Below are 20,309 nucleotides of genomic sequence, written 5' to 3' on the forward strand. Positions count from 1 at the left end.
GGCACCGGGAGGGTGGGCTCGCGGCCCGGTGGTTTCGTCCGATCGCACGTGGCCGAACCCGCGTGCCGGGGAGTTCACTGGGGGCACCCCCACCCGTGGACAGGAGCACCGTGTCGAACAGCCCGACGTCGCCCTCAGGTCGTGGTGCCGTCGTCGGTCCCGCCACTCGTCCCGTCCGTGGTCCCGTCGGTGGTTCCGCCAGTCGTCCCGTCGGTGGTCCCGTCCTGCTGGTCGAGCTGCCCGCCCGAGCCGTCGCTCAGGTCCGGCGGTGCGCCGAACCGACCGGTGGAACCGTCGAGCTGTCCGGGGAACTGCCCGGTCGTGCCGGGGACGAGCTGGCCCGTCTGCCCCGTCGGCGACGTCGCCACACCTCCCGCGTTCGCGTGCCCGATGGCGTAACCGCCGGCCCCGCCGCCGACGAGGAGGACCAGTCCGGCACCGGTGAGCGCGAACGGCATCCAGCGCCTGCGACGGGTGGGGGCAGCGCCACCGGGGGCGAGCGGCGTCGCGGCCCAGTAGCTGTGCGGCCAGACCGGCGCGGTCGAGGGACCGGTCGTGGGACCGGTCGTGGCCAGGGCGGGGGCGCCGGTGAAACCGATCGGGCTCGTACCGCTGGGGACCACGGTGCCCTCGACGGGCTGGTCGCGGCGGTGGTCGTCCTGCGGGCCACCAGGGGTGTGGTTCATCGCGCGTCCTCCTCGGATCGGGTGAGAACCCCACGGTGGGCGGCCTCCCCGCGAGAACACCCTGGCGCGACTGTGCGCGCTCTGTGCTTCGCCGTCCCCCTCCGGAAGGACCGTCCGTGACCGTTCCCGCCCCCGGTACCCGCACCCGGGAGTTCCTCGACCGCTCTCCGCACGGCCTGCTCATCGACGGCGCCTTCTGGCCCGCGGCCGACGGCCGGACGTTCAGCACGACGGACCCCGCCACCGGTGCGGTCCTGGGCGAGCTCGCTCGGGCCGGTGCCGGCGACGTCGACGCCGCCGTGGCCGCGGCCCGCACCGCGCTGGAGGGACCGGCCTGGACCGGGACGACCCCGGCCGAGCGCGCCAAGCTGCTGTGGCGACTCGCCGACCTCCTGGAGGCCGACCTCGAGCAGCTCGCCGAGCTGGAGGTCCTCGACCAGGGGAAGAACCTGCGCACCGCGCGGTTCGGGGAGGTGCCCGCCGCGATCAACCAGTTCCGCTACTACTCCGGCTGGGCCACGAAGATCCTCGGCCAGACGATCCCCACCTCGCTCTCGCGCACCCCGGTCGGGCGCGAGGTCCTCGCCTACACCCGCCGCGAACCGGTGGGCGTCGTCGCGGCCATCGTGCCGTGGAACTCACCGCTGCTCATGGCGAGCATGAAACTGGCCCCCGCGCTGGCTGCCGGCTGCACCGTGGTCCTCAAACCCGCCGAGAACACCCCGCTCACCGCGGTGCGCCTCGCGGAGCTCGTCGTCGAGGCCGGGTTCCCGGCCGGCGTCGTCAACGTCCTCACCGGCTACGGCCACGAGACGGGCCAGGCGCTGGCCGGGCACCCCGGCGTCGACAAGGTGGCCTTCACCGGGTCCACCGCCGTCGGCAAGCGGTTGCTCCGTGCGGCCGAGGGGAACCTCAAACGCCTCACCCTGGAACTCGGCGGCAAATCACCCGCCATCGTGCTGCCCGACGCCGACCTCACCGAGGCGGTCGAGGGGATCTCCCGCGGCATCTTCGACAACGGCGGCCAGGTCTGCGTCGCGAGTTCCCGGGTCTACGCCCACCGCGACGTGCACGACCGGCTCGTCGAGGGGATGGCCGCGTTCGGCCGGGGGTTGCGGCTGGGGCACGGCCTCGACCCCGAGGCCGACCTCGGGCCGCTGGTCAGCACCGCCCAGGCCGAACGCGTCGAGGGCTACCTGCGCGAGGACGGTCTCGAGGTCGTCAGCGGCGGACGGCGCAGCGGCGAGCTCGGGACGTTCGTGGAACCCACCGTCGTGACCGGGGTCGCGCAGGACCACCGGATCGTGCGCGAGGAGGTCTTCGGGCCCGTCGTCACCGTCACGCCCTACGACGACCTCGACGAGGTCCTCGCCTGGGCCAACGACAGCCGCTACGGCCTCGCCGCCAGCGTGTGGACGCAGGGTTTCAGCTCCGCGCACCGGGTGGCGCACCGGATCCGGTCCGGGACGGTGTGGATCAACTGCCACTCCTACCTCGGCCCCGAACTGCCCAAGGGTGGGCACAAGGAGTCCGGCTGGGGGTACGAGAACGGGCCGCAGGGCCTGGAGAACTACCTGGAGACCAAGACCGTGGTGGGGCTGCTGTGACCCCGGGACGCAAGCGCATCGCCCTCGGGGTGTTCGAGATGATCAACCCCAGCAACGGCATGCCGACCTGGACCCACCCGGGCGGTCGCGGTGACGACTGGGACGACCTGGGCTACTGGATCCGGCTCGCCCGGACGCTGGACCGCGCGGGGTTCGACTTCCTCTTCTTCGCCGACACCTACGGCTACCCCACGATCGGGGGATCGCTGCCCGTGGAGGTCGCGGCGCACGGCCTGCAGTTCCCCGCGCTCGACGCCATGCTCGCGATCCCGGCGCTGGCGACGGCGACGGAGCGGCTGGGTTTCGTGGTGACCTCCCCGACGACGGTCGAGCACCCCTACGCGACGGCCCGACGGTTCGCGTCGCTGGACCACTACACCCGCGGACGGATCGGCTGGAACGTCGTGACCGGCTCGTCGCAGTCCACGACGGACGGGTTGTTCGGCGTGGCCGCGTCGGGGACGCACGACTCGCGCTACGACGTCGCCGACGAGTTCGTCGACGTGTGCCTGCAGTTGTGGCAGGGCGGCTGGGAGGACGGTGCGGAACTGCGGGACCGTGGCGCCAACGTGTACGCCGACCCGGCCCGGCTGCACCGCACCGAGCACTCCGGGAACGCGTTCCGGGTGTCGGGGCAGTTCGCCGTCGCCCCCTCCGCGCAGCGCACCCCCGTCCTGTTCCAGGCCGGGACCTCGGCCCGCGGCCGGGCGTTCGCCGCGCGCAACGCCGAGGCCGTCCTCATCCAGGGCCAGACGATCGCGCAGGCCGGGGCGCACGTCGCCGACATCCGCGCCCAGGCCGTCCGGCACGGGCGGCGGCCCGACGACGTGAAGGTCATCACCGGGGTGACCGTGACCGTGGCGGAGAACCCCGCCGCCGCGCGGGAGAAGCGCGCCGAGCTCGACGCCTGCTTCGCCGTGCGGGACGCGGCCGTGGTGTTCGCCGGTTTCACCGGCCTCGACCTCCGCGAGGTCGACCCCACGACCCCGCTGACGGCGTTGCCGCCCAGCGACTCCGGGCAGACCCTGGTCAACCGCTTCGTCCGGCCCGGCGAACCCGTCCCGACCGTCGGGCACGTCCTCGACGACTTCCGGCGCAAGGCGATCCGGGGGTTCCAGGTCACCGGTTCCCCCCCGGAGGTCGCCGACGAGCTGACCGCCATCGTCACCGGCAGCGACGTCGACGGGTTGATGCTCGAACCGACGTTCGGCGGCCAGGAGTGCTACGAGGAGTTCATCGAGCTCGTCCAGCCGTTGCTGCGCGACCGCGGTCTGCTCGGCGAGTCTTCCGGCCCCACGACGACAGGAGCCTCCGGCCCCACGACGACAGGAGCCTCCGGCCCCACGACGACAGGAGCCTCCGGCCCCACGCTCCGCGAGAGGCTGTCCGGTCGTCCCGGTGGCCGGCTCGCACCGACCCACCCGGGGAGCCGGTTCTCGGTCCCCGGCCCCGCGAAGATCGAGGAGACGAGCGTATGACCCCCGAAGCCGTCGAGGCGGTGATCGCCGGGCTGAAGAAGGCCGGCGTCAGCGTCGTCGCGTACCTGCCCGACTCCCTGCTCAAGGAGCTCTACCCCGCCCTGGACGCCGACCCGGAGATCCGGACCATCCAGGTGACCAACGAGGGGGAGGGGGCCGCGATCTGCGGCGGGGTGTTCCTCTCCGGCAAGCGCGCCGCCCTGGTCATGGAGAACTCCGGGCTGCGGGCCGCGACGGAGCACCTCGCGCGGATGGGTCTCGGCGCCGGGATCCCCGTCATCATGCTCATGAGCTACCGCGGGGAACTCGGCGAGAACAACTGGTGGGCCATCCCGCACGGGATCACCATGGAACCGCTGCTCGACGCCCTGCGCACCCCCTACCGGATCGTGCGGGAGGTCGCCGAGATCGAACGCGCGATCACCGACTCCTACGACTGGTCCTACAACGCCTACTACCACTCGGCCGTCGTGCTGGGCGGAGGGATCGTCCGATGAGCACCACGACGACGGCCAGGATGTCCCGCTACCAGTGCATGGAGAAGCTGGGGGCCCGCCTGCAGGACGAACTCGTCGTCCTGTCCCTCGGTGGGGCGGTCGACGAGTGGTACGACGCGGCCCCGCACATGCGCAGCGCCAGCCTCTTCCAGCAGCAGCTCGGGTGCGTCACCCCCGAGGCGTTCGGCCTTTCCGTCGGGCTGCCGCACCGGCGGGTCGTGTCCCTGGACACCGACGGGGGATTGTTGTTCAACCTCGGCATCCTGGCCACCCTGGGCAACGAACAGCCGAAGAACCTCTTCGTCGTGGTGTGGGACAACGAGCAGTACCAGTCCATCGGCGGCCCGAGGACGCACACCGCCAGCGGTCGCGTCGACCTCGCCGCGATCGCCCGTGGTTGCGGTGTGGAGAAGGCGTTCGTCACCAGCGACCTCGACGAGTTCGACGCCCACTGCGCCGCGGGACTCGCGGCCGACGAACCCTACGTGCTCGTCGCCAAGACCGACGGGATCCTGCAACCGGGGATCAAGCGCAAGCACTCCGACGGCCGGGAGGACAAGTACGTCTTCGTCCGCCACGTCGAGGCGACCGAGGGCATCACCATCATGGGCCCGAGCGAGCACAACTGACACGGGCGGGTGACATGACCTACGACTACGTGGTCGTCGGTGGCGGCGCGGCCGGGTGCGTCCTGGCGAACCGGTTGTCGGCCGACCCGGCTGCCCGGGTGCTGCTGCTGGAGACCGGCCCCGACCACCGCGGGCTGGCCGACGTCCTCGACGCCGGTCGCTGGGTGTCGTTGCTCGGCGGGGACCTGGACCACCGGCACGTCCACGCGCCCACCGCCCTCGTCGACGGGCGGACGATCCCGATCCCGCGCGGCCGGGTGCTCGGCGGGTCCTCCAGCATCAACGCGATGCTCTGGTACCGCGGGCACCCGAGCGACTACGACGACTGGGAACGTCGCGGGGCGAGCGGCTGGAACTGGGCGTCGCTGCTGCCGTACTTCCGCCGCAGCGAGGACTGGGAGGGCGGGGCGAGCGAGTTCCGCGGAGCCGGTGGCCCGATGCGGATCGAGACCTCGAGGGACCCGCACCCCGTCGCGTCGGCGCTGCTGAGCGGTGCGGCCGAACTCGGGCTACCCGTGGTCGAGGACGCCAACGCCGCCGACAACCTCGGGGCGACGCTGGCGAACTTCAACGCCCGCCGCCGCGCGGACGGTGTCCTGGAACGCTGGAGCACGGCGCGGGGTTACCTCGAACCGGCGCTGGAGCGGCCGAACCTGCACGTGCTCACCGGCTCCCCGGTGCACCGCGTCGTGTTCGAGGGCCTGCGCGCCGTCGGGGTGGAGCACATCGTGGACGGTGGACTGCGGACGAGCCGGGCGGAGCGGGTGGTGCTGTCCGCCGGTGCCCTGGAGACCCCGCGACTGCTCTCGCTGTCCGGGATCGGGGACCCCGCGGAACTGTCCCGGCTCGGACTCGCGACGCGAGTCGCGCTGCCGGGGGTGGGGGACCGCTACGCCGACCACCCGCTGCTCATGGGCATGGTCTTCCGGGCCCGTGAACCACTGGGCCCGGTGCGGGACAACGGGGGTGGCGCGATGCTGAACTGGCGCAGTTCCGTGGCCGGGGTGGGCCCGGACCTGCACGCGTTCGTCGTGCAGGGGCCGCACGCCGGTCCCGAGGTGCGCGCCGCCCACGACGTGTCCGGCGACGTCTTCGCGGTGTCGCCCGGGCTGATGGGTTCGCGCAGCACCGGTGCGGTGCGGTTGACGTCGGCGAAGCCCGGCGCTCCGCTGCACGTCCAGCCGAACTACCTCGCCGAACCCGACGACCTGCAGGCGCTGGTCGAGTCGATCGACACCGTCTTCGACCTGATGGCGACCTCGGGGTACCGGGCGCTGAGTTCCGGGGCGGCGGCGCCGGACCGTCGCCCGCGCGACCGGGCGGAGGCCGTGGCCTTCGTCCGGCGCAGCGTCGACACGTTCTTCCACTCCAGCGGTACCGCCGCGATGGGGACCGACGACCGGTCGGTGGTCGGGCCGGACCTCGCGGTGCACGGGGTGGAGGGTTTGTTCGTCTGCGACGCGTCGGTGTTCCCGTCGCTCCCGTCCTGCAACACCCAGGCCCCCGTCGTCGCCGTCGCCGAACGCGCCGCGGACCTGTTCCGCGCCCGTTCCTGACCCGCGATTCCTCGGGGAAACCCGGTGAGATCGCGAGTGGGGGTCAGAGGGGGCGGGGGTCGACGCGGGTCTCGACGACGCCGTCCTCGCCCCGCCGAACGATGTAGGCACCCTTGCCGGGGACCTCGGTGACGGCCTCGACGAGTTCGGTGTCCTGGTAGACCAGACCCACTCCGTCGTCGCTGCAGTGCGTCTCGCCCAGGACCCCGGAACCCACGAGTCCGTGGACCAGGGGACGGCGACGGGCCTCGGAGTCGTAGTGGACGCCGTTGCCGTAGGGGAGCAGGCCCAGTCCGTTCGTCACGGCGCGCAGTTCCGTCCCGAAGGAGTCGGTCGTGCCCCCCTGGAACCAGCAGATCGACCCTGCGCTCACCCCGCCGAGGACGACCCCCGCCTGCCAGGCGGCGCGGAACGCCTCGTCGAGCTCGTGGACGCGCCAGACGGCGAGGAGGTTCGCGACCGAACCCCCACCGACCCAGACGACGTCGGAACCCAGCAACTGCGCGGCCGGGTCCTCCACGCTGGGCATCGGGAACAGGTCGAGCACGGTGGTGGAGAACCCGGCCCGTTCACCGGCGGCGTGCACCTCGGCGGCCCAGGTCCGCTGGTCGCCACCGGCGGTGCCCAGGTAGGTGAGCCGGGGACGCCGGCTCGCGGGGACCTTCGCGAGCTCCACGGCGAGGTGCGCCGTTCCCGCCCAGTCCAGCCCGCCGCGCTCGCGACGGGTGAAACCGCCCGACGTCGCGACGATGGTCGGGCGGTCAGCCGGCACGGCGGATCCCGTTGCGGCCGAACACGCTCGACACCACGGCGTCCGCGGCGCGCCGACCGGACACGAGCGCGCCCTGCAGGGAGGAGTTCTCGCGGTGGTCCCCGGCGACGAACACGCCGTCGCCCACCTCGACCGGCTGCGGCCCCTCGAAGGGCGGCGCGACCACGGGCAGCGCGTGCGGGATGGAGTGCGCGGTGACCAGCGCCCAGGCGCCGGTGTTCACGCCGTAGACCCGGCCGAGCTGCTCGCGCACGCGCTGTTCCGTCTCGGCGCTGGTGTCGGTACCGAGGGTCTGGGCGCTGACGAGCGCGCGGTGGTCGCTGCCGGCCAGCACGTAGCCGGGGGCCACCGACGACACGACGGCGGAGTTCACGACGGGACCCGACCGGTCGCCGTCGAGGTGCAGCAGCTTCTCCCGCGACTGCGGCGCGGGGGAGGTCGCGGCGGCGAACCAGAACGTCGACAGCCCGTTGCTGTCGGGAACCGAGAGTTCGGGGACGAGGTGGGCAGCGGTGTGCGCGTCGGTCGCGACGACGATCCGCTCGCAGTTCACCCCGCCCGCCACGGTCTGGACGACCAGCGAACGCGGTGCGAGACCGATGTGGCGCACCTCCGTCCCGAGGACGACGGACCCGGCGGGGAGCCCCGCCGCCAGCTGGTCGGGGACGGCCTGCATGCCCCGGGCGGGCAGGCCCGGGGTCCGGCGCAGGAAGCTCCGGACGAGCAGGTCGACGAAGCGGCGCGACGTGGTCCCGTCGACCTCGCCGAGCACCCCCGCCAGGAACGGCTCGAGGATCGACCAGCGCAGTTCGCCGTGGACGTCGGCCGCGTCCAGCGCGTCCGACCAGCCCGTGTCGGCGTCCTTGAGGTCGCCCGCGGAGGTGACCTTCAGGACCCAGCGTGCGAGGGCGGCCTTCTCCTTCACCGAACCGAGAGGGAAGCGCAGGGCGTCCAGCACGGCCGTCGGGTGGCGCCGGGGGTCGCGCAGCGTGCTGACCCGGCCACCGCGGTGCACGGCGACTCCGGCGTCGAAGGACTGCAGGTCGAGGGCGTCCACGTCGAGGACCTTCGGGACCTCGGGGTAGGCGGGGTTCAGCAGCTGGAACCCGCGGTCGACGCGGAAGCTGCCCACCGTCTCCGTGCGCACCCGGCCACCGACGGCGTCGGCGGAGTCCACCACCATCACGTCGAGCCCGGCGGCGCTGAGGTGCTTGGCGCACGCGAGGCCGGCGAGCCCGGCGCCGATGACGACGACCTCGGCCGAGGAGCGCAGCGCCGAGCCGTGCGGGGACTCCGTCCCGTACGGGCTGAGGGAGGAGGCATCGGAAGTGGTGCTGACGGTCACCCGCAGAGCCTATCGAGCCTGTGGACAACCGGCACGGCAGTCCCCGTCGTAGCGCACCCTTGAGACGTGGAGCGCACAGGACCCGGAACGCAGACGGCCCCCGCCCGGCAGTGGCGGCGGGAGGCGCTGGCCGCGCTCGGGGACGATCCCCGCCGCCGCGCCCCCGAGGTGGACGGCTACCGCATCGACCGCCTGCTGGGCGCCGGCGGTTCCAGCGTCGTCTGGGCGGGCACCGGCGTCGACGACGTCGAACGTGCGCTGAAGGTCCTGCACCCCGGGGGTTCCGGGGACCTCCTCGCCGAGCTCTCCATGCTGCGCCGGGTCCGCCACCCCCGGGTCGTGGCGGTGCACGACATCTCCACCGACGCCGAGGGGCGACCGGTCCTGGTCCTCGACCTCGCGGTCGGCGGGTCGCTCGCGGCCCTGGTGGCGCAGCGCCGGCGCCTCAGCGCCGGCGAGGTCTCCGGGCTGCTCGCGGTGCTCGGCCCGGCCCTGGAGGACCTGCACGCGGCCGGTGTGGTGCACGGGGACATCGCCCCCGGCAACGTCCTGCTCGACGCCCGCGGCGAACCGCTGCTGGCCGACCTCGGGGTCTCGCGGGCCCTGGGGCGCCAGCACGGCAGCGTCCTGGGAACACCCGGTTTCGCCGACCCCACCGCTCTGGGCGGCGGTGGTGTCGGTGCGGCCTCGGACGTCTACGGGCTCGCCGCGCTGGGCTGGTGGGCGCTGACGGGTGAGGTGCCGGCCCGCGCCGGGGCGCTCGGCGCGCGGTCGGCCGTCCGGCGGGCGGCCGCGGACCTGCCGCCCGGATCCTCCGCCGTCGTGCTCGCCGCGTTGCAGGAAGGACTGCACCGCAGCCAGTCCCGTCGTCCGACACCCGGTGAGCTGGCCGCGGCGGTGTCCGCGGCGTCTCGTCCGCGGGCGGTCCGGGGTCTGACGCCGAGCGCTGCACCCGCCGCGCCCCGGCGGGTTCCGGGCACCCCGGCACCCGTGGTCCCGCCACCGCCGGGAGCCACCCGGCAGCTGTCCGAGACGGCCCCGCCGCCGGTCAGCGCGCGCCCGAGCCCCGCGACGCCCACCGTTCGGCGCCGGGCGGTTCCTGCGAGGCCGCCCCGGCGCCGGGCGGGCGGCGGGACCCGCGGCGTGCGGCTCCCCCTCGTGGCCGGAGGCGTCGTGCTCGTCGTGGGCGCTGGGGCGTTCGCCCTCTCGCTGCGCGGCGACGGTTCTGGGTCGTCGGCGCCCGCCTCCCCGGTCGCGTCCGCCGCGGCGCCCGACGTCGCGGCGCCGGTCGCGGGGAAGACCCCGGCAGCGCCGGTGGGGGAGACCCCCGCGGTGATCGCCGGCGCCGACGTCCTCCGGGGGGTCGATCCCGTCGCCGTCGTGACCGAACTCGCCGACCGCCGGGCGAGCGCGCTCTCCTCGGGGGAGGCCGGTGCGCTCGACCGGGTGGACGTCCCCGGGTCGTCGGCTGCCGCGACGGACCGGGCGGTGCTCGACGACCTCGCCCGTGCGGGGACCACCCTCACGGGGCTCGGGTTCGCGGTGAGCGACGTGCGGGTCGAGAGCAGGACGGAGGAGCAGTGGACCCTGAGCGCCGACGTCGTCACGTCGGCGCACGAGACCGTCGCCGCGGACGGGGCCCGGACCAGCGTCCCGCAGAGCGCACCGCGCACGTCCCGGTTGATCCTGGACCGGGTCGAGGGGGAGTGGCGGATCAGCGCGGTCGGGTGACGCTCAGGCGTTCGCCAGCCAGCCGGTGACCGAGGCGACGTCGGGATGGCGGAAGGTGAACCCCGCCTCCAGCAGAGCGGTCGGGACCACCCGCTGGCTCGCGGTGATCTGCTCGGCGAACTCGCCCAGCACCATCCGCAGCGCGAACGACGGGACGGGCAGCAGGGCGGGACGGTGCAGGGCCGCCCCCAGGGCGCTCACGACGGCGGTGTTCGTCGCGGGTTCCGGGGTCGCGAGGTTCACCGGCCCGGGAACGGGGTGGGTGAGCAGGAACTCCAGCGCCGCGAGTTCGTCCGGCATGGAGATGAGGCTCCACCACTGGCGGCCGTCGCCCAGCGGTCCGCCCAGACCGAGGCGGAACAGCGTCAGCAACTGTCCGAAGGCGCCGCCGACGGGGTTGGCGAGCAGGCTGGTGCGGGCCAGGCTGACCCGGATCCCCGCTGCGGCAGCGGGTTCGGTCGCCTCTTCCCACTCCCGCACGACCTCGGCGAGGAAGTCCCCACCGCGGGGGGCGGCCTCGGTGAGCACGGTGTCGCCGCCGTCGCCGTAGGCCCCGATCGCCGACGCGTTCACCAGGACCTCGGGGCGTTCGTCCAGGGCCACGAGCGCGCGCACCAGGGTGGACGTCGTCTCGGTGCGGGAACGGAGGATGAGTTCCTTGTACTTCGGGGTCCACCGCTTGTCGCCGACCCCGGCCCCGGACAGGTTCACCGCGGCGTCGATCCGGCCGAGGCGGGCCGGGTCGAGGTCCCCGGTGGCCGGGTCCCAGCGCAGCTCGGACGGTTCGCGTTCGGGGCGACGGACCAGCACCACGACCTCGTGACCGCCGTTGCGCAACTTCGCGACGAGGTGACGGCCGATGAGCCCGCTGGCTCCGCTGACGAGGATGCGCACGGTGGAACTCCAGGTTCTCGGGAAAGGAACAACCCCGTTCCCGCCGGGCGGGAACGGGGTTGTCGGAACAGGTCGGGTCAGAGACCGAGGTCGCCCTCGAACTCGCCGGCCTCGATGCGCTTCTTCACGGTCTGCAGGTAGCGGGCCGCGTCCGCACCGTCCACGACCTGGTGGTCGTAGGACAGCGCCAGGTACATCATCGAGCGGATCGCGATGGTCTCCTGCCCCTCGGCGTCGGTGAGGACGACCGGACGCTTGACGATCGCGCCCGTTCCGAGGATCGCGACCTGCGGGGCGTTGAGGATCGGGGTGTCGAAGAGCGCCCCGATGCTGCCCGTGTTGGTGATGGTGAACGTGCCGCCGGACAGGTCGTCCGGGGTGATCTTGTTCGACCGGGTGCGGGCCGCGAGGTCGGCGATCTTGCGGGCCAGGCCACCGAGGTTGAGGTCCCCGGCGTTCTTGATCACCGGGGTGATCAGGCCCTTGGGGGTGTCCACGGCCATCGAGACGTTCTCGGTGCCGTGGTAGACGATGTTCTCGCCGTCGATGCTGGCGTTGAGCGAGGGGTGCTGCTTGAGCCCCTCGACCGCGGCCTTCACGAAGAACGGCAGGAACGTCAGCTTCGCGCCCTCGGTCGCGGCGAAGTTGTCCTTCGCCCGCGCCCGCAGCCGGGCGACCCGGGTGACGTCGACCTCGATGACCGTCGTCAGCTGCGCGGAGTTCTGCAGCGAGTCCTTCATGCGCTGGGCGATGACCTTGCGCAGGCGCGACATCTTCTCGGTGGTGCCGCGCTTGGCGGACACCTCCACCGTCGCGGCGGGCTTGGCTGCGGGCTTCTCGGCCGCAGGGGCCGGGGCCGGGGCCGCAGCGGCCTTCGCGGCGGCCGCCGCCTTGTCCGCGGCCTCCTGCACGTCCTGCTTGCGCACGCGGCCACCGACACCGGTGCCGGTGAGGGAGGAGAGGTCCACCCCGAGGTCCTTGGCCATCTTGCGCACCAACGGGGTCACGTAGGTGCTGCCACCGGTGGCCTCGGCCGCGGCCGGAGCCGCCGGCTTCTCCGGGGCGGGAGCGGGGGTGGGTGCCGGAGCGGATTCCCGGGCCGGAGCGGCCTCGGGTTCCTTCGCGGCCGGCGTCGAGGGCTGGGTGGCCTGCTCGGCCTGCGACTGCGCGGTCTCGCGCTCCGCGACCTCGTCGGCCAGGGACTCCTCCCGCGGCGACTCCTGCGGCGCGGGGGTCTCCTCCTGCGGGGCCGGGGACTGCGCGGAGGCGTCGCCGATGCGGGCGAGGTCGGCGCCGACGTCGGCCGTCTCGTCCTCGCCGACGAGGATCTCCAGCAGGGTGCCGGCGATCGGGGAGGGGATCTCGGTGTCGACCTTGTCGGTCGAGACCTCGAGGAGCGGTTCGTCGACCTCGACGCTGTCCCCGACGGCCTTGAGCCAGCGGGTGACGGTGCCCTCGGTGACGGACTCACCGAGCGCGGGCATCTTGACGGGCTCGCCACCACCGGAGCCGGCGGAGGGCGCAGCAGCCGGGGCCGGGGCGGACGGGGCCGCGGGTTCGGGCTCCGGTGCGGGTTCGGGCTCCGGTGCGGGTTCGGGCTCCGGCGCGGGTTCCGTGCTCGACTCCTCCTGCGGCGCCGGCGCGGACTCCCCACCGCCCTGCTCGCTCGCCTCACCGATGCGGGCCAGGTCGGCGCCGACGTCGGCCGTCTCGTCCTCGGGCACGAGGATCTCCAGCAGGACACCGGCGATCGGCGAGGGGATCTCGGTGTCGACCTTGTCGGTGGACACCTCCAGCAGCGGTTCGTCCACCTCGACGGTGTCACCGACCGACTTCAGCCACCGCGTGACGGTGCCCTCGGTCACGCTCTCACCGAGAGCGGGCATCTGCACCGAGTTCGACATGTCTTCGGTTCTCCTCACGGACGTTCTCCGGCGCCCGGAGGACGCCGCGGGTTTCAGTTTCGGGTCAGGAGTGGGAGTGCAGCGGTTTCCCGGCCAGCGCCAGGAACGCCTCTCCGACGGCCTCGTTCTGGGTGGGGTGGGTGTGCACGAGGGCGGCGACGTCCTCGGGGTAGGCCTCCCAGTTCACGATGAGCTGCGCCTCGCCGACCTGCTCGCTCATGCGGGAGCCGACCATGTGGACGCCCACGACGGGGCCGTCCTTCTGCCGGACCAGCTTGACGAAACCGGTTGTGCCGAGGATCTGGCTCTTGCCGTTGCCCCCGAGGTTGTACTCGAGGACGTCGACGTCACCGAACTTCTCCCGGGCCTTGGCCTCGGTGAGGCCGACGGAGGCGACCTCGGGCTCGCAGTAGGTCACCTTCGGGATGCCGAGCTCGTCGACAGGTTTCGGGTCGAGACCGGCGATCTCCTCGGCGACGAAGATGCCCTGGGCGAACCCGCGGTGGGCCAGCTGCAGGCCGGGGACGATGTCGCCGACGGCGTAGACGCCGGCGACGTTGGTCGCGAGGCGCTCGTCGGTGAGGACGAACCCGCGGTCCATCGTGATGCCCTGTTCCTCGTAGCCGAGGCCGGCGGTGTTCGGACCACGACCGACGGCGACGAGCATGAGGTCGGCGTCGAAGGTCTTGCCGTCCTCGAGGGTGACGACGACACCGGAGTCGGTCTGCTCGACCCCCTTGAAGCGGACGCCGAGGGAGAACGTGATGCCGCGCTTGCGGAACGCGCGCTCGAGGGCCTTGCTGGCCGCCTCGTCCTCGAGGGGGACCAGGTGCGGGAGGGCCTCGACGATCGTCACGTCGGCACCGAAGGAACGCCACACGCTCGCGAACTCGACGCCGATGACCCCGCCGCCGAGGACGATGACCTTCTCGGGCACCGAGTCCAGGCCGAGGGCCGTCTCGCTGGTCATGATCCGGCCACCGATCTCGAGGCCGGGCAGGCTGCGGGAGTAGGAACCCGAGGCCAGGACGACGGACCGGCCCGTGTAGCGCTGACCGTCGACCTCGACGGTGTTCTTCGCGACGAGCTTGCCGGTCCCGGAGATCAGGTCGATCTTGCGGGACTTCACGAGCCCCTGCAGACCCTTGTAGAGGCGCGCGATGACGCCGTCCTTGTACTTGTTGACGCCCGCCATGTCGATGGACTCGAAGGAGGCGCGGACCCCGAAGGTCTCCGACTCCCTGGTCGTGTCGGCGACCTCGGCGGCGTGCAGGAGGGCCTTGGTCGGGATGCACCCGCGGTGCAGGCAGGTCCCTCCGAGGAGGTCCTTCTCCACCAGGGCCACCTTCAGGCCCAGCTCGGCGGAACGCAGTGCGGCGGCATAGCCCCCACTACCTCCCCCGAGGATGACGACGTCGTACTGCTGCTCGGCGGCACCTGCCACGAAATGCTCCTGAGGTCGGCTGTGCTGGCGACTGCTCCGTCGCGATCCTCTCACCACGTCCCGCACGCAGCGCGAGGGGGTGTGTGAGCGAGCGGTGACGCTGGGGGGCAGGGCTGGACGCACGACAGCGCCCGGTCCCGGGGGAGCAGGCGCTGTGTGCGGGGGGTTCGGTTCGTCTGGACCGGCAGGTCTGGAGGAGCGGTTCAGCGCTCCTTCTCGGAGGTGACCGATTCCTTGCGGTCCACCGCGGACTCCTTGCGCAGGGTCGCGGATTCCTTGCGGGCGACCGTGGACTCCTTGCGCTGCGTGCTGGATTCCTTGCGGGCGACCGTGGATTCCTTGCGCTGGGTCGCGGACTCCTTGCGGTCGACCGTGGACTCCTTGCGCTGCGTCGCCGATTCCTTGCGCTCGACCGTCGAGGTCGCCTTCAACCCGGGGGCCACCTTGGCGGTCGTGAGGGTCGCGGACGGGGCAGCCGACGCGACGGCCGCCGAGGCCAGACCGCCACCGGCCAGGACGGCGGTGGCCGCGAGACCGGCGGCGAGACGCGCGAGGCGGCGGGAGGAGCGGGACGGGATGGCGGTGCTGGACATGGTGCCTCCGTGACGAGAGCCCCGGTGCACACCGGGGAGCTGTGCGATGTACCGAACCGGTCGGCGTGGTGACGCCCCCGAACTAGGTCGTCACCGAGAGCATATAGCTAGTTGCAGAGAGTGCACGAGTTGTCTCGGAAATGATCACTCGATCAGCAGGCCGGGGCTTCTTCGATCATGGAAACCGTCGGTGAACAGCCTCTGATGCAGAGGTTCCCGTTCCCAGAACGTTTCACCACGGGAATCGGACCGAGAAGCACCGGAATGCCTCATCGGGGCCGCAGCCCTTTCCGGGGAACGGCCCCGCAGTGCGTCCCGGGCCCCGGCCGGGCTCAGCGCCCGGCGTGGTCCTCGGCCAGCGCGACCAGGGTCCGCACCGCGACACCCGTCCCGCCGCGGTGGGTGTACCCCCACGGCTCACCCGTGGCGAAGGCCGGACCGGCGATGTCCAGGTGCGCCCAGGGGATCGCGGTCCCCGCGGCGGAGTCGCCGACGAACTCGCGCAGGAAGACCGCCGCCACGAGCATCCCGCCCGCCCGGTCGCCGATGTTGGCCAGGTCGGCCACGGGGGAGTCCAGCGTCGCCCGCAGCTCCTCGGGCAACGGCATGGGCCAGAACGACTCCCCGGCCCGTTCGGCCGCGGCGAGGACCGCGCTGCGGAACTCCTCGTCGTTGCCCATGATCCCCGAGACCCGGTTCCCCAGGGCGACGACCTGGGCGCCGGTCAGGGTGGCCACGTCGACGATGGCGTCAGGACGTTCGGCCGAGGCGGCGTCGAGCGCGTCACCGAGGACGAGCCGCCCCTCGGCGTCGGTGTTCAGGACCTCGACCGTCGTCCCGCCGTGCATCGTCAGCACGTCGGAGGGGCGGATCGCGGTGCCGGAGGGCATGTTCTCCGCGATGGCCAGCCAACCGGTGACCTTGACGGGGAGCTTCAGGTCGGCGACCGCCCGGACCGCGGCCAGCACGGCCGCGGCACCCGACATGTCGCTCTTCATCGTCTCCATGCCGCCCGCGGGCTTCAGCGAGAGACCGCCGGAGTCGAAGGTGATGCCCTTGCCGACGAACGCGAGGTGGCCCTTGGCCTTGGCCGGTGCGTGCTCCACGACGACCAGGCGCGGGGGACGCGAAGACCCCTGGCCCACACCGAGGATGCCGCCGAAGCCGCCGTCGGCCAGGGCCTGCTCGTCCAGCACGCGGACGGTGAGCGAGGTCCCCGCCGCGGCCTGCAGCGCCGCCGCGGCGAGGTCGGCCGGTGCGAGGTCGCCCGGTGCCGTGTTGATGAGGTCGCGAGCCGTCGCGACGGCCCGGGCGAGGACCTCGGCCCGCTCGACCGCGGCGCGGAAGGTCTTGTCCCGGGGCTTGTCGACCAGCAGCGTGACCTCGGCGACCGGTTCACGCTCGGCGGCCTTGTAGCGGGTGAAGGCGTAGGCACCGAGCCCGGCGCCCTCGGCGACAGCGGCCAGCGTGGCGGCGTCGGGGGTGGGCAACGCGAACGCGACCCGGCCCTTGCCGGTGAGGGCGCGCACGGCCTGACCCGCGGCGCGGCGCAGGGTCTCGTGGTCGGGGGCGGTGCCGACGCCCACGAGTGCGACCAGGGGCGTGGCGAGCCCGGTCGTCCCGGGGACGAGGTGCACGGTGCCCGGTTTGCCGTTCGCACCCAGGGCCAGCGCGGCCTCGGCCAGCGCGGAACGCGTCGCGCGGGGGAGGTCGTCACCCCCCAGGACCTCGGGGGCGCCGGGACGCTTGCCGGTCGCGGGAGCCAGTCCCAGGACCAGCGCGTCGACCGAGACGCTCTTGACGGACTTGCTGCTGAGCAGGAGACGTGACACCACGGCACCCTAACGTGGGGGCGTGATCCAGCCACCTGCGCCGCACCCGGACCCCGACGTCAGCGCCGGCCCGCACGAGCTCCGCCCCGGTCTGTGGTGGCGTCAGGTCGGCGTGGCCGACGTCCCCGCGCTGCAGGAGATCTGCCTGCGCACCGGTGACGCGGGTCGCGACGCGACCGCGCGCACGGCCTTCCCCGAACTGCTCGCCGACGTCTACGCGACGCCGTACGCCCACCACGAGGCCCGGTTCGGAACCGTCGTCGAGGACGCCGACGGCGTCGCCGGGTACCTCCTCGGCTGCCGGGACACCGCCGCGTTCGAACGCTGGCGCGAGGCGGAGTGGTGGCCGCCGCTGCGGGCGCGCTACCCCCGCCCGGAGGACGTGCAGGGCTTCGACGCCGGGCCGCTGCGGACCGTCCACGGCGGTGTCACCCCGGAACCCGTCTGGGCCACCCACCCTTCGCACCTGCACGTCGACCTGCTGCCCCGGCTGCAGGGCAAGGGGATCGGGCGGGCGCTGGTGCAGCGGGTCTGCGCCCAGCTGGCGGCCGACGGGTCGCCGGGGGTCCACCTCGGCGTGTCGGGCGCCAACCCCGGCGCCGTCGCGTTCTACCGGCGCGCGGGGTTGGTGGAACTCGCCGCGACGGCGCGGGGCTACACGTTCGGGCGGTCGTTCGGGTCGGTGGGTCCTTCCGCGGCGGGTTCCACCGCAACGGGTTCCACCGCGACGGCTCCGGCCTCCTGAACCGGGGCCCCGGGTTCCGGCTCGGGCTCGGGCTCCGGCTCGGGCTCGGGCTCCGGTTCCGGGTCGGGCAGCGGGGGGAGCGCCGCCTCGTCCGCCGCAGCCAGGGCCTGCGCAGCCCGCAGCACGCCGAGGGCGCTGAGCGCGCCCGACCCGCCCCCGCGACCGGCGCCGAGGTCCAGCACCGGCACCATCTTCAGCCGGTCCGCGGCGAGGGCCTGCGCCGGTTCCGCGCTCGCCGCGCCGACCTGCCACCACTTCTCCGCCCCCGGCACCCCGCGCGAGGCGAGCAGTGCGGCGGCGACCCCGACCACCCCGTCCAGCAGCACCGGGGTCCGGCGGGCCGCGGCCCGCAGCAGGAACCCGACCGCAGCGGCCAGGTCGGCGCTCGCGACGGCCTGCAGGACGGCGGTGGGCCGGGTCGCGAGCTTGCGCGAGCGGCGGACGGCGTCGCGCACGGCGGCCGTCTTGCGCATCCAGGCGTCGTCGTCGACGCCGCTGCCGCGTCCGACGACGTCGACCGCGCCCTTGCGCAGGCAGGCGGCCACCAGCGTCGCGGCGACGGTCGTCGCCCCGGCGCCCAGGTCACCGAGCAGCAGCAGGTCCACCCCGGCGTCGACCTCGGCGTCGGCGATCGCCGCCCCCGCGCGGACCGCGGCCTCGACCTCCTCGGCGCTCAGCGCGTCCCCGACGGCGATGTCCCCGGCGGGCCGGAGCGCGTGCTCGAGCACGGCAGCGGGCACGCCGTCGGGGCCCTGCTCGCCCCAGTCCACGCCCAGGGCGTGCACGGCCACGGGGACCCCGACCGCCGCGGCGAGGGCGGCGAAGGCCCCCCGACCGGCGACGAGTTCGCGCACGGCCTGCGCCGTCCACCCCGGCTCCAGCCGGGAGATCCCCCGGGCGGCGACACCGTGGTCACCCGCGAAGACGACCAGGCGCACCCGCTCCAGCGGAGCCGGCACGTCACGGTCCTGCGTCCCGGCGAGCCAGGACGCCAGCCCATCGGCGCGCGAGGCCGGACGCAGCGGCGCCACCAGCCGGGGGCGCGCGAGCGGGGTGTGCGGCGAGCGCAGACCCTCGGCGATCTCACGCAGGTTCAACGGCCGCGGGCCGTCGGTCATCGGTGCTCCTCGGTGGGACGGGTGGGACGGGTCTCGCAGCGTGCCACGCGACCGCGCACGGCGGCGTGCCCCGCATGGTCGCACCTCCGGGCGCCCCGGCGGGCGAGCCGTCCCTTGTCGCTCGTCGCCGACCGGCCTACCGTTCTCGCACCCGGGTCCGACGGAGGGCCCGAGGGGGAGGGACGAGCGGGTGTCGGCACGGTTGTCCCGATCGCGCGAGGACTGGCTGGCGTCCTGCGAGAGCGGGCCCGCGGGGACGCCGTTGCCCGGTGCCCGCGACCTCGTGTCCTCCTCCTGGTGGCGGGCGCGCAGCACCGGCCTCGACCCCGACCGCGTCCTGCCCCCGGTCCTGCTCGAGGGGACCGACCTGCTCGAGCGTCGCGACGCCCACCCCCTCGCCGGTGTCCTGCCCACCGCCCGTCGGTTGCTGCTCGAGGAACCCCTCGGGGTGCCCGTCCTGATGGCCGTCAGCGACGTCGACGGGACGTTGCTGTGGGTCGAGGGCGACCCGGGACTGCGCCGGGCGGCCGAACGGATGGCCTTCACCGCCGGGGCGCGCTGGAGCGAGGACGTCGCCGGCCTCAACGCCCCGGGGACGGCCCTCGCCCTCGGCCGTCCCGTCCGGGTCCGGGCGGAGGAGCACTACGCGACGGCCGTCTCCCGCTGGAGCTGCTCCGCCGCCCCGGTGCGCGACCCCTCCTCCGGGGAGGTGCTCGGCGTCCTCGACCTCACCGGCGGGGACGACCTCGGCCGGGAACGGGCCCTGCAGTTCGTGCGCGCCGCCGTCGGGGCGCTCGAGGGGGAGCTGCGGGTCGCCGCGCTGCGCCGTGGCCTCGGGGGGACGCCCGTCGCGCTGCCGCCACCCGCTCCCCGGTTGTCGGTGCTGGGGTCCGCCGCGCACCTCGGGGTCGCCGCCGACGTCCGCCCGTTGTCGTTGCGCCACAGCGAGGTCCTGCTCACGCTGCTCACCGGCCCGGAGGGTGGGCAGTCCGCGGCCCGGCTGGCCGCCGAGCTCGACGAACGCCACCTCGCCCCCGTGTCGGTGCGCGCCGAGGTGCACCGGCTGCGGTCGGTGCTCGGGGAACGCACCCGGGGTCTCGTCGCGCTGTCGCCCGCGCCCTACCGGCTGGTCGGAGCGCTCGGCTGCGACGCCCTCGAGGTCCGGGACGCGCTGCGGGCCGGCCGGGTGCGGGACGCGGTCCGGGGCTGGACCGGTGACCTGCTGCCCGCCTCCGACGCCCCCGGGATCCGGGAACTGCGCGAGGAACTGCGCGCCGGGCTGCGCGCCGCCGTCCTCGAGGGGGAGGACGACCAGGCCCTGCTGGAGTTCTCCCGGACCGGCATCGGTCGTGACGACCCCGTCGTGGCCCACGACCTCGTCCGACGCCTCGCCCCCGGGGATCCCGGGCGGGCCGAGGCGCTGGCCCGGGAGGTCCGCCTCCGCGGGTGAGCGCCGCCTGCAACGGGGTTGCAACGCA

Annotated in this window: 17 protein-coding genes; 8 read left to right on the plus strand and 9 right to left on the minus strand. The window is 73.9% G+C overall.

Going from position 1 to position 20,309, the window contains the following annotated elements:
• Positions 1-134 precede the first annotated feature (134 nt).
• Positions 135-686 (minus strand): hypothetical protein, encoded by a 552-nt coding sequence (locus tag OG218_RS23325; protein WP_328295605.1) that lies wholly within the window; start codon positions 684-686, stop codon positions 135-137.
• Between the two features lie 116 nt (positions 687-802).
• Here OG218_RS23325 and OG218_RS23330 point away from each other — a divergent pair, with 116 nt between their 5' ends.
• Genes OG218_RS23330 through OG218_RS23350 form a run of 5 tightly spaced genes read left to right on the plus strand, consistent with a single transcriptional unit; the run spans position 803 to position 6,453 of the window.
• On the plus strand, positions 803-2,293 hold the full coding sequence (locus OG218_RS23330; RefSeq protein ID WP_328295606.1) for an aldehyde dehydrogenase family protein: 1,491 nt from the start codon (positions 803-805) through the stop codon (positions 2,291-2,293).
• Entirely contained in the window at positions 2,290-3,771 is a 1,482-nt protein-coding gene (locus tag OG218_RS23335) for an NtaA/DmoA family FMN-dependent monooxygenase (RefSeq protein WP_328295607.1), read from the plus strand. The genes OG218_RS23330 and OG218_RS23335 overlap by 4 nt, the downstream gene beginning before the upstream one ends.
• A complete protein-coding gene (locus tag OG218_RS23340) occupies positions 3,768-4,268 on the plus strand; it encodes a thiamine pyrophosphate-binding protein (RefSeq protein ID WP_328295608.1) in 501 nt (166 codons plus the stop codon). The genes OG218_RS23335 and OG218_RS23340 overlap by 4 nt, the downstream gene beginning before the upstream one ends.
• The gene (locus OG218_RS23345; protein ID WP_328295609.1) at positions 4,265-4,897 is read left to right on the plus strand and encodes a thiamine pyrophosphate-dependent enzyme; all 633 of its coding nucleotides are present in this window, start codon (positions 4,265-4,267) and stop codon (positions 4,895-4,897) included. Before OG218_RS23340 ends, OG218_RS23345 begins: the two co-directional genes overlap by 4 nt.
• A gap of 14 nt (positions 4,898-4,911) precedes the next feature.
• A complete protein-coding gene (locus OG218_RS23350) occupies positions 4,912-6,453 on the plus strand; it encodes a GMC family oxidoreductase (protein ID WP_328295610.1) in 1,542 nt (513 codons plus the stop codon).
• Between the two features lie 43 nt (positions 6,454-6,496).
• Here the strand turns inward: OG218_RS23350 and OG218_RS23355 are convergent, their stop codons facing one another.
• The gene (locus tag OG218_RS23355) at positions 6,497-7,225 is read right to left on the minus strand and encodes a peptidase E (protein WP_328295611.1); all 729 of its coding nucleotides are present in this window, start codon (positions 7,223-7,225) and stop codon (positions 6,497-6,499) included.
• On the minus strand, positions 7,215-8,570 hold the full coding sequence (locus OG218_RS23360; RefSeq protein ID WP_328295612.1) for an NAD(P)/FAD-dependent oxidoreductase: 1,356 nt from the start codon (positions 8,568-8,570) through the stop codon (positions 7,215-7,217). Before OG218_RS23360 ends, OG218_RS23355 begins: the two co-directional genes overlap by 11 nt.
• A gap of 66 nt (positions 8,571-8,636) precedes the next feature.
• On the opposite strand from OG218_RS23360, the gene OG218_RS23365 reads away from it, so the two are divergent.
• Entirely contained in the window at positions 8,637-10,301 is a 1,665-nt protein-coding gene (locus tag OG218_RS23365; protein ID WP_328295613.1) for a protein kinase domain-containing protein, read from the plus strand.
• Positions 10,302-10,304: 3 nt separating this feature from the next.
• Here the strand turns inward: OG218_RS23365 and OG218_RS23370 are convergent, their stop codons facing one another.
• From OG218_RS23370 to OG218_RS23390, 5 genes are all read right to left on the minus strand, one after another.
• Complete coding sequence (locus OG218_RS23370) at positions 10,305-11,195, minus strand: TIGR01777 family oxidoreductase (protein ID WP_328295614.1); 891 nt, start codon at positions 11,193-11,195, stop codon at positions 10,305-10,307.
• 77 nt (positions 11,196-11,272) lie between these two features.
• Positions 11,273-13,099 (minus strand): 2-oxoglutarate dehydrogenase, E2 component, dihydrolipoamide succinyltransferase, encoded by a 1,827-nt coding sequence (gene sucB, locus OG218_RS23375; RefSeq protein WP_328295615.1) that lies wholly within the window; start codon positions 13,097-13,099, stop codon positions 11,273-11,275.
• 64 nt (positions 13,100-13,163) lie between these two features.
• Positions 13,164-14,543, minus strand: coding sequence for a dihydrolipoyl dehydrogenase (gene lpdA / locus OG218_RS23380; RefSeq protein WP_328295616.1), 1,380 nt, complete (start codon positions 14,541-14,543; stop codon positions 13,164-13,166).
• A 203-nt stretch (positions 14,544-14,746) separates the two neighbouring features.
• Positions 14,747-15,136: a hypothetical protein gene (locus OG218_RS23385; protein ID WP_328295617.1), complete on the minus strand. Its 390-nt coding sequence runs from the start codon at positions 15,134-15,136 to the stop codon at positions 14,747-14,749.
• Positions 15,137-15,468: 332 nt separating this feature from the next.
• The gene (locus OG218_RS23390; RefSeq protein WP_328295618.1) at positions 15,469-16,968 is read right to left on the minus strand and encodes a leucyl aminopeptidase; all 1,500 of its coding nucleotides are present in this window, start codon (positions 16,966-16,968) and stop codon (positions 15,469-15,471) included.
• Positions 16,969-16,990: 22 nt separating this feature from the next.
• Between OG218_RS23390 and OG218_RS23395 the strand changes: the two genes are divergently transcribed.
• Entirely contained in the window at positions 16,991-17,713 is a 723-nt protein-coding gene (locus OG218_RS23395; RefSeq protein WP_328295619.1) for a GNAT family N-acetyltransferase, read from the plus strand.
• Here OG218_RS23395 and OG218_RS23400 read toward each other — a convergent pair.
• Positions 17,623-18,831 carry a nicotinate-nucleotide--dimethylbenzimidazole phosphoribosyltransferase gene (locus OG218_RS23400; RefSeq protein WP_328295620.1) on the minus strand — a complete coding sequence of 403 codons (1,209 nt, stop codon included), beginning with the start codon at positions 18,829-18,831 and terminating at the stop codon, positions 17,623-17,625. The genes OG218_RS23395 and OG218_RS23400 overlap by 91 nt on opposite strands.
• 190 nt (positions 18,832-19,021) lie before the next feature.
• Here OG218_RS23400 and OG218_RS23405 point away from each other — a divergent pair, with 190 nt between their 5' ends.
• Positions 19,022-20,281, plus strand: a complete 1,260-nt coding sequence (locus OG218_RS23405; RefSeq protein ID WP_328295621.1) for a GAF domain-containing protein — start codon at positions 19,022-19,024, stop codon at positions 20,279-20,281.
• The last annotated feature ends 28 nt before the right edge of the window (positions 20,282-20,309 follow it).

The organism is Kineococcus sp. NBC_00420, from assembly GCF_036021035.1.
GTDB lineage: Bacteria > Actinomycetota > Actinomycetes > Actinomycetales > Kineococcaceae > Kineococcus.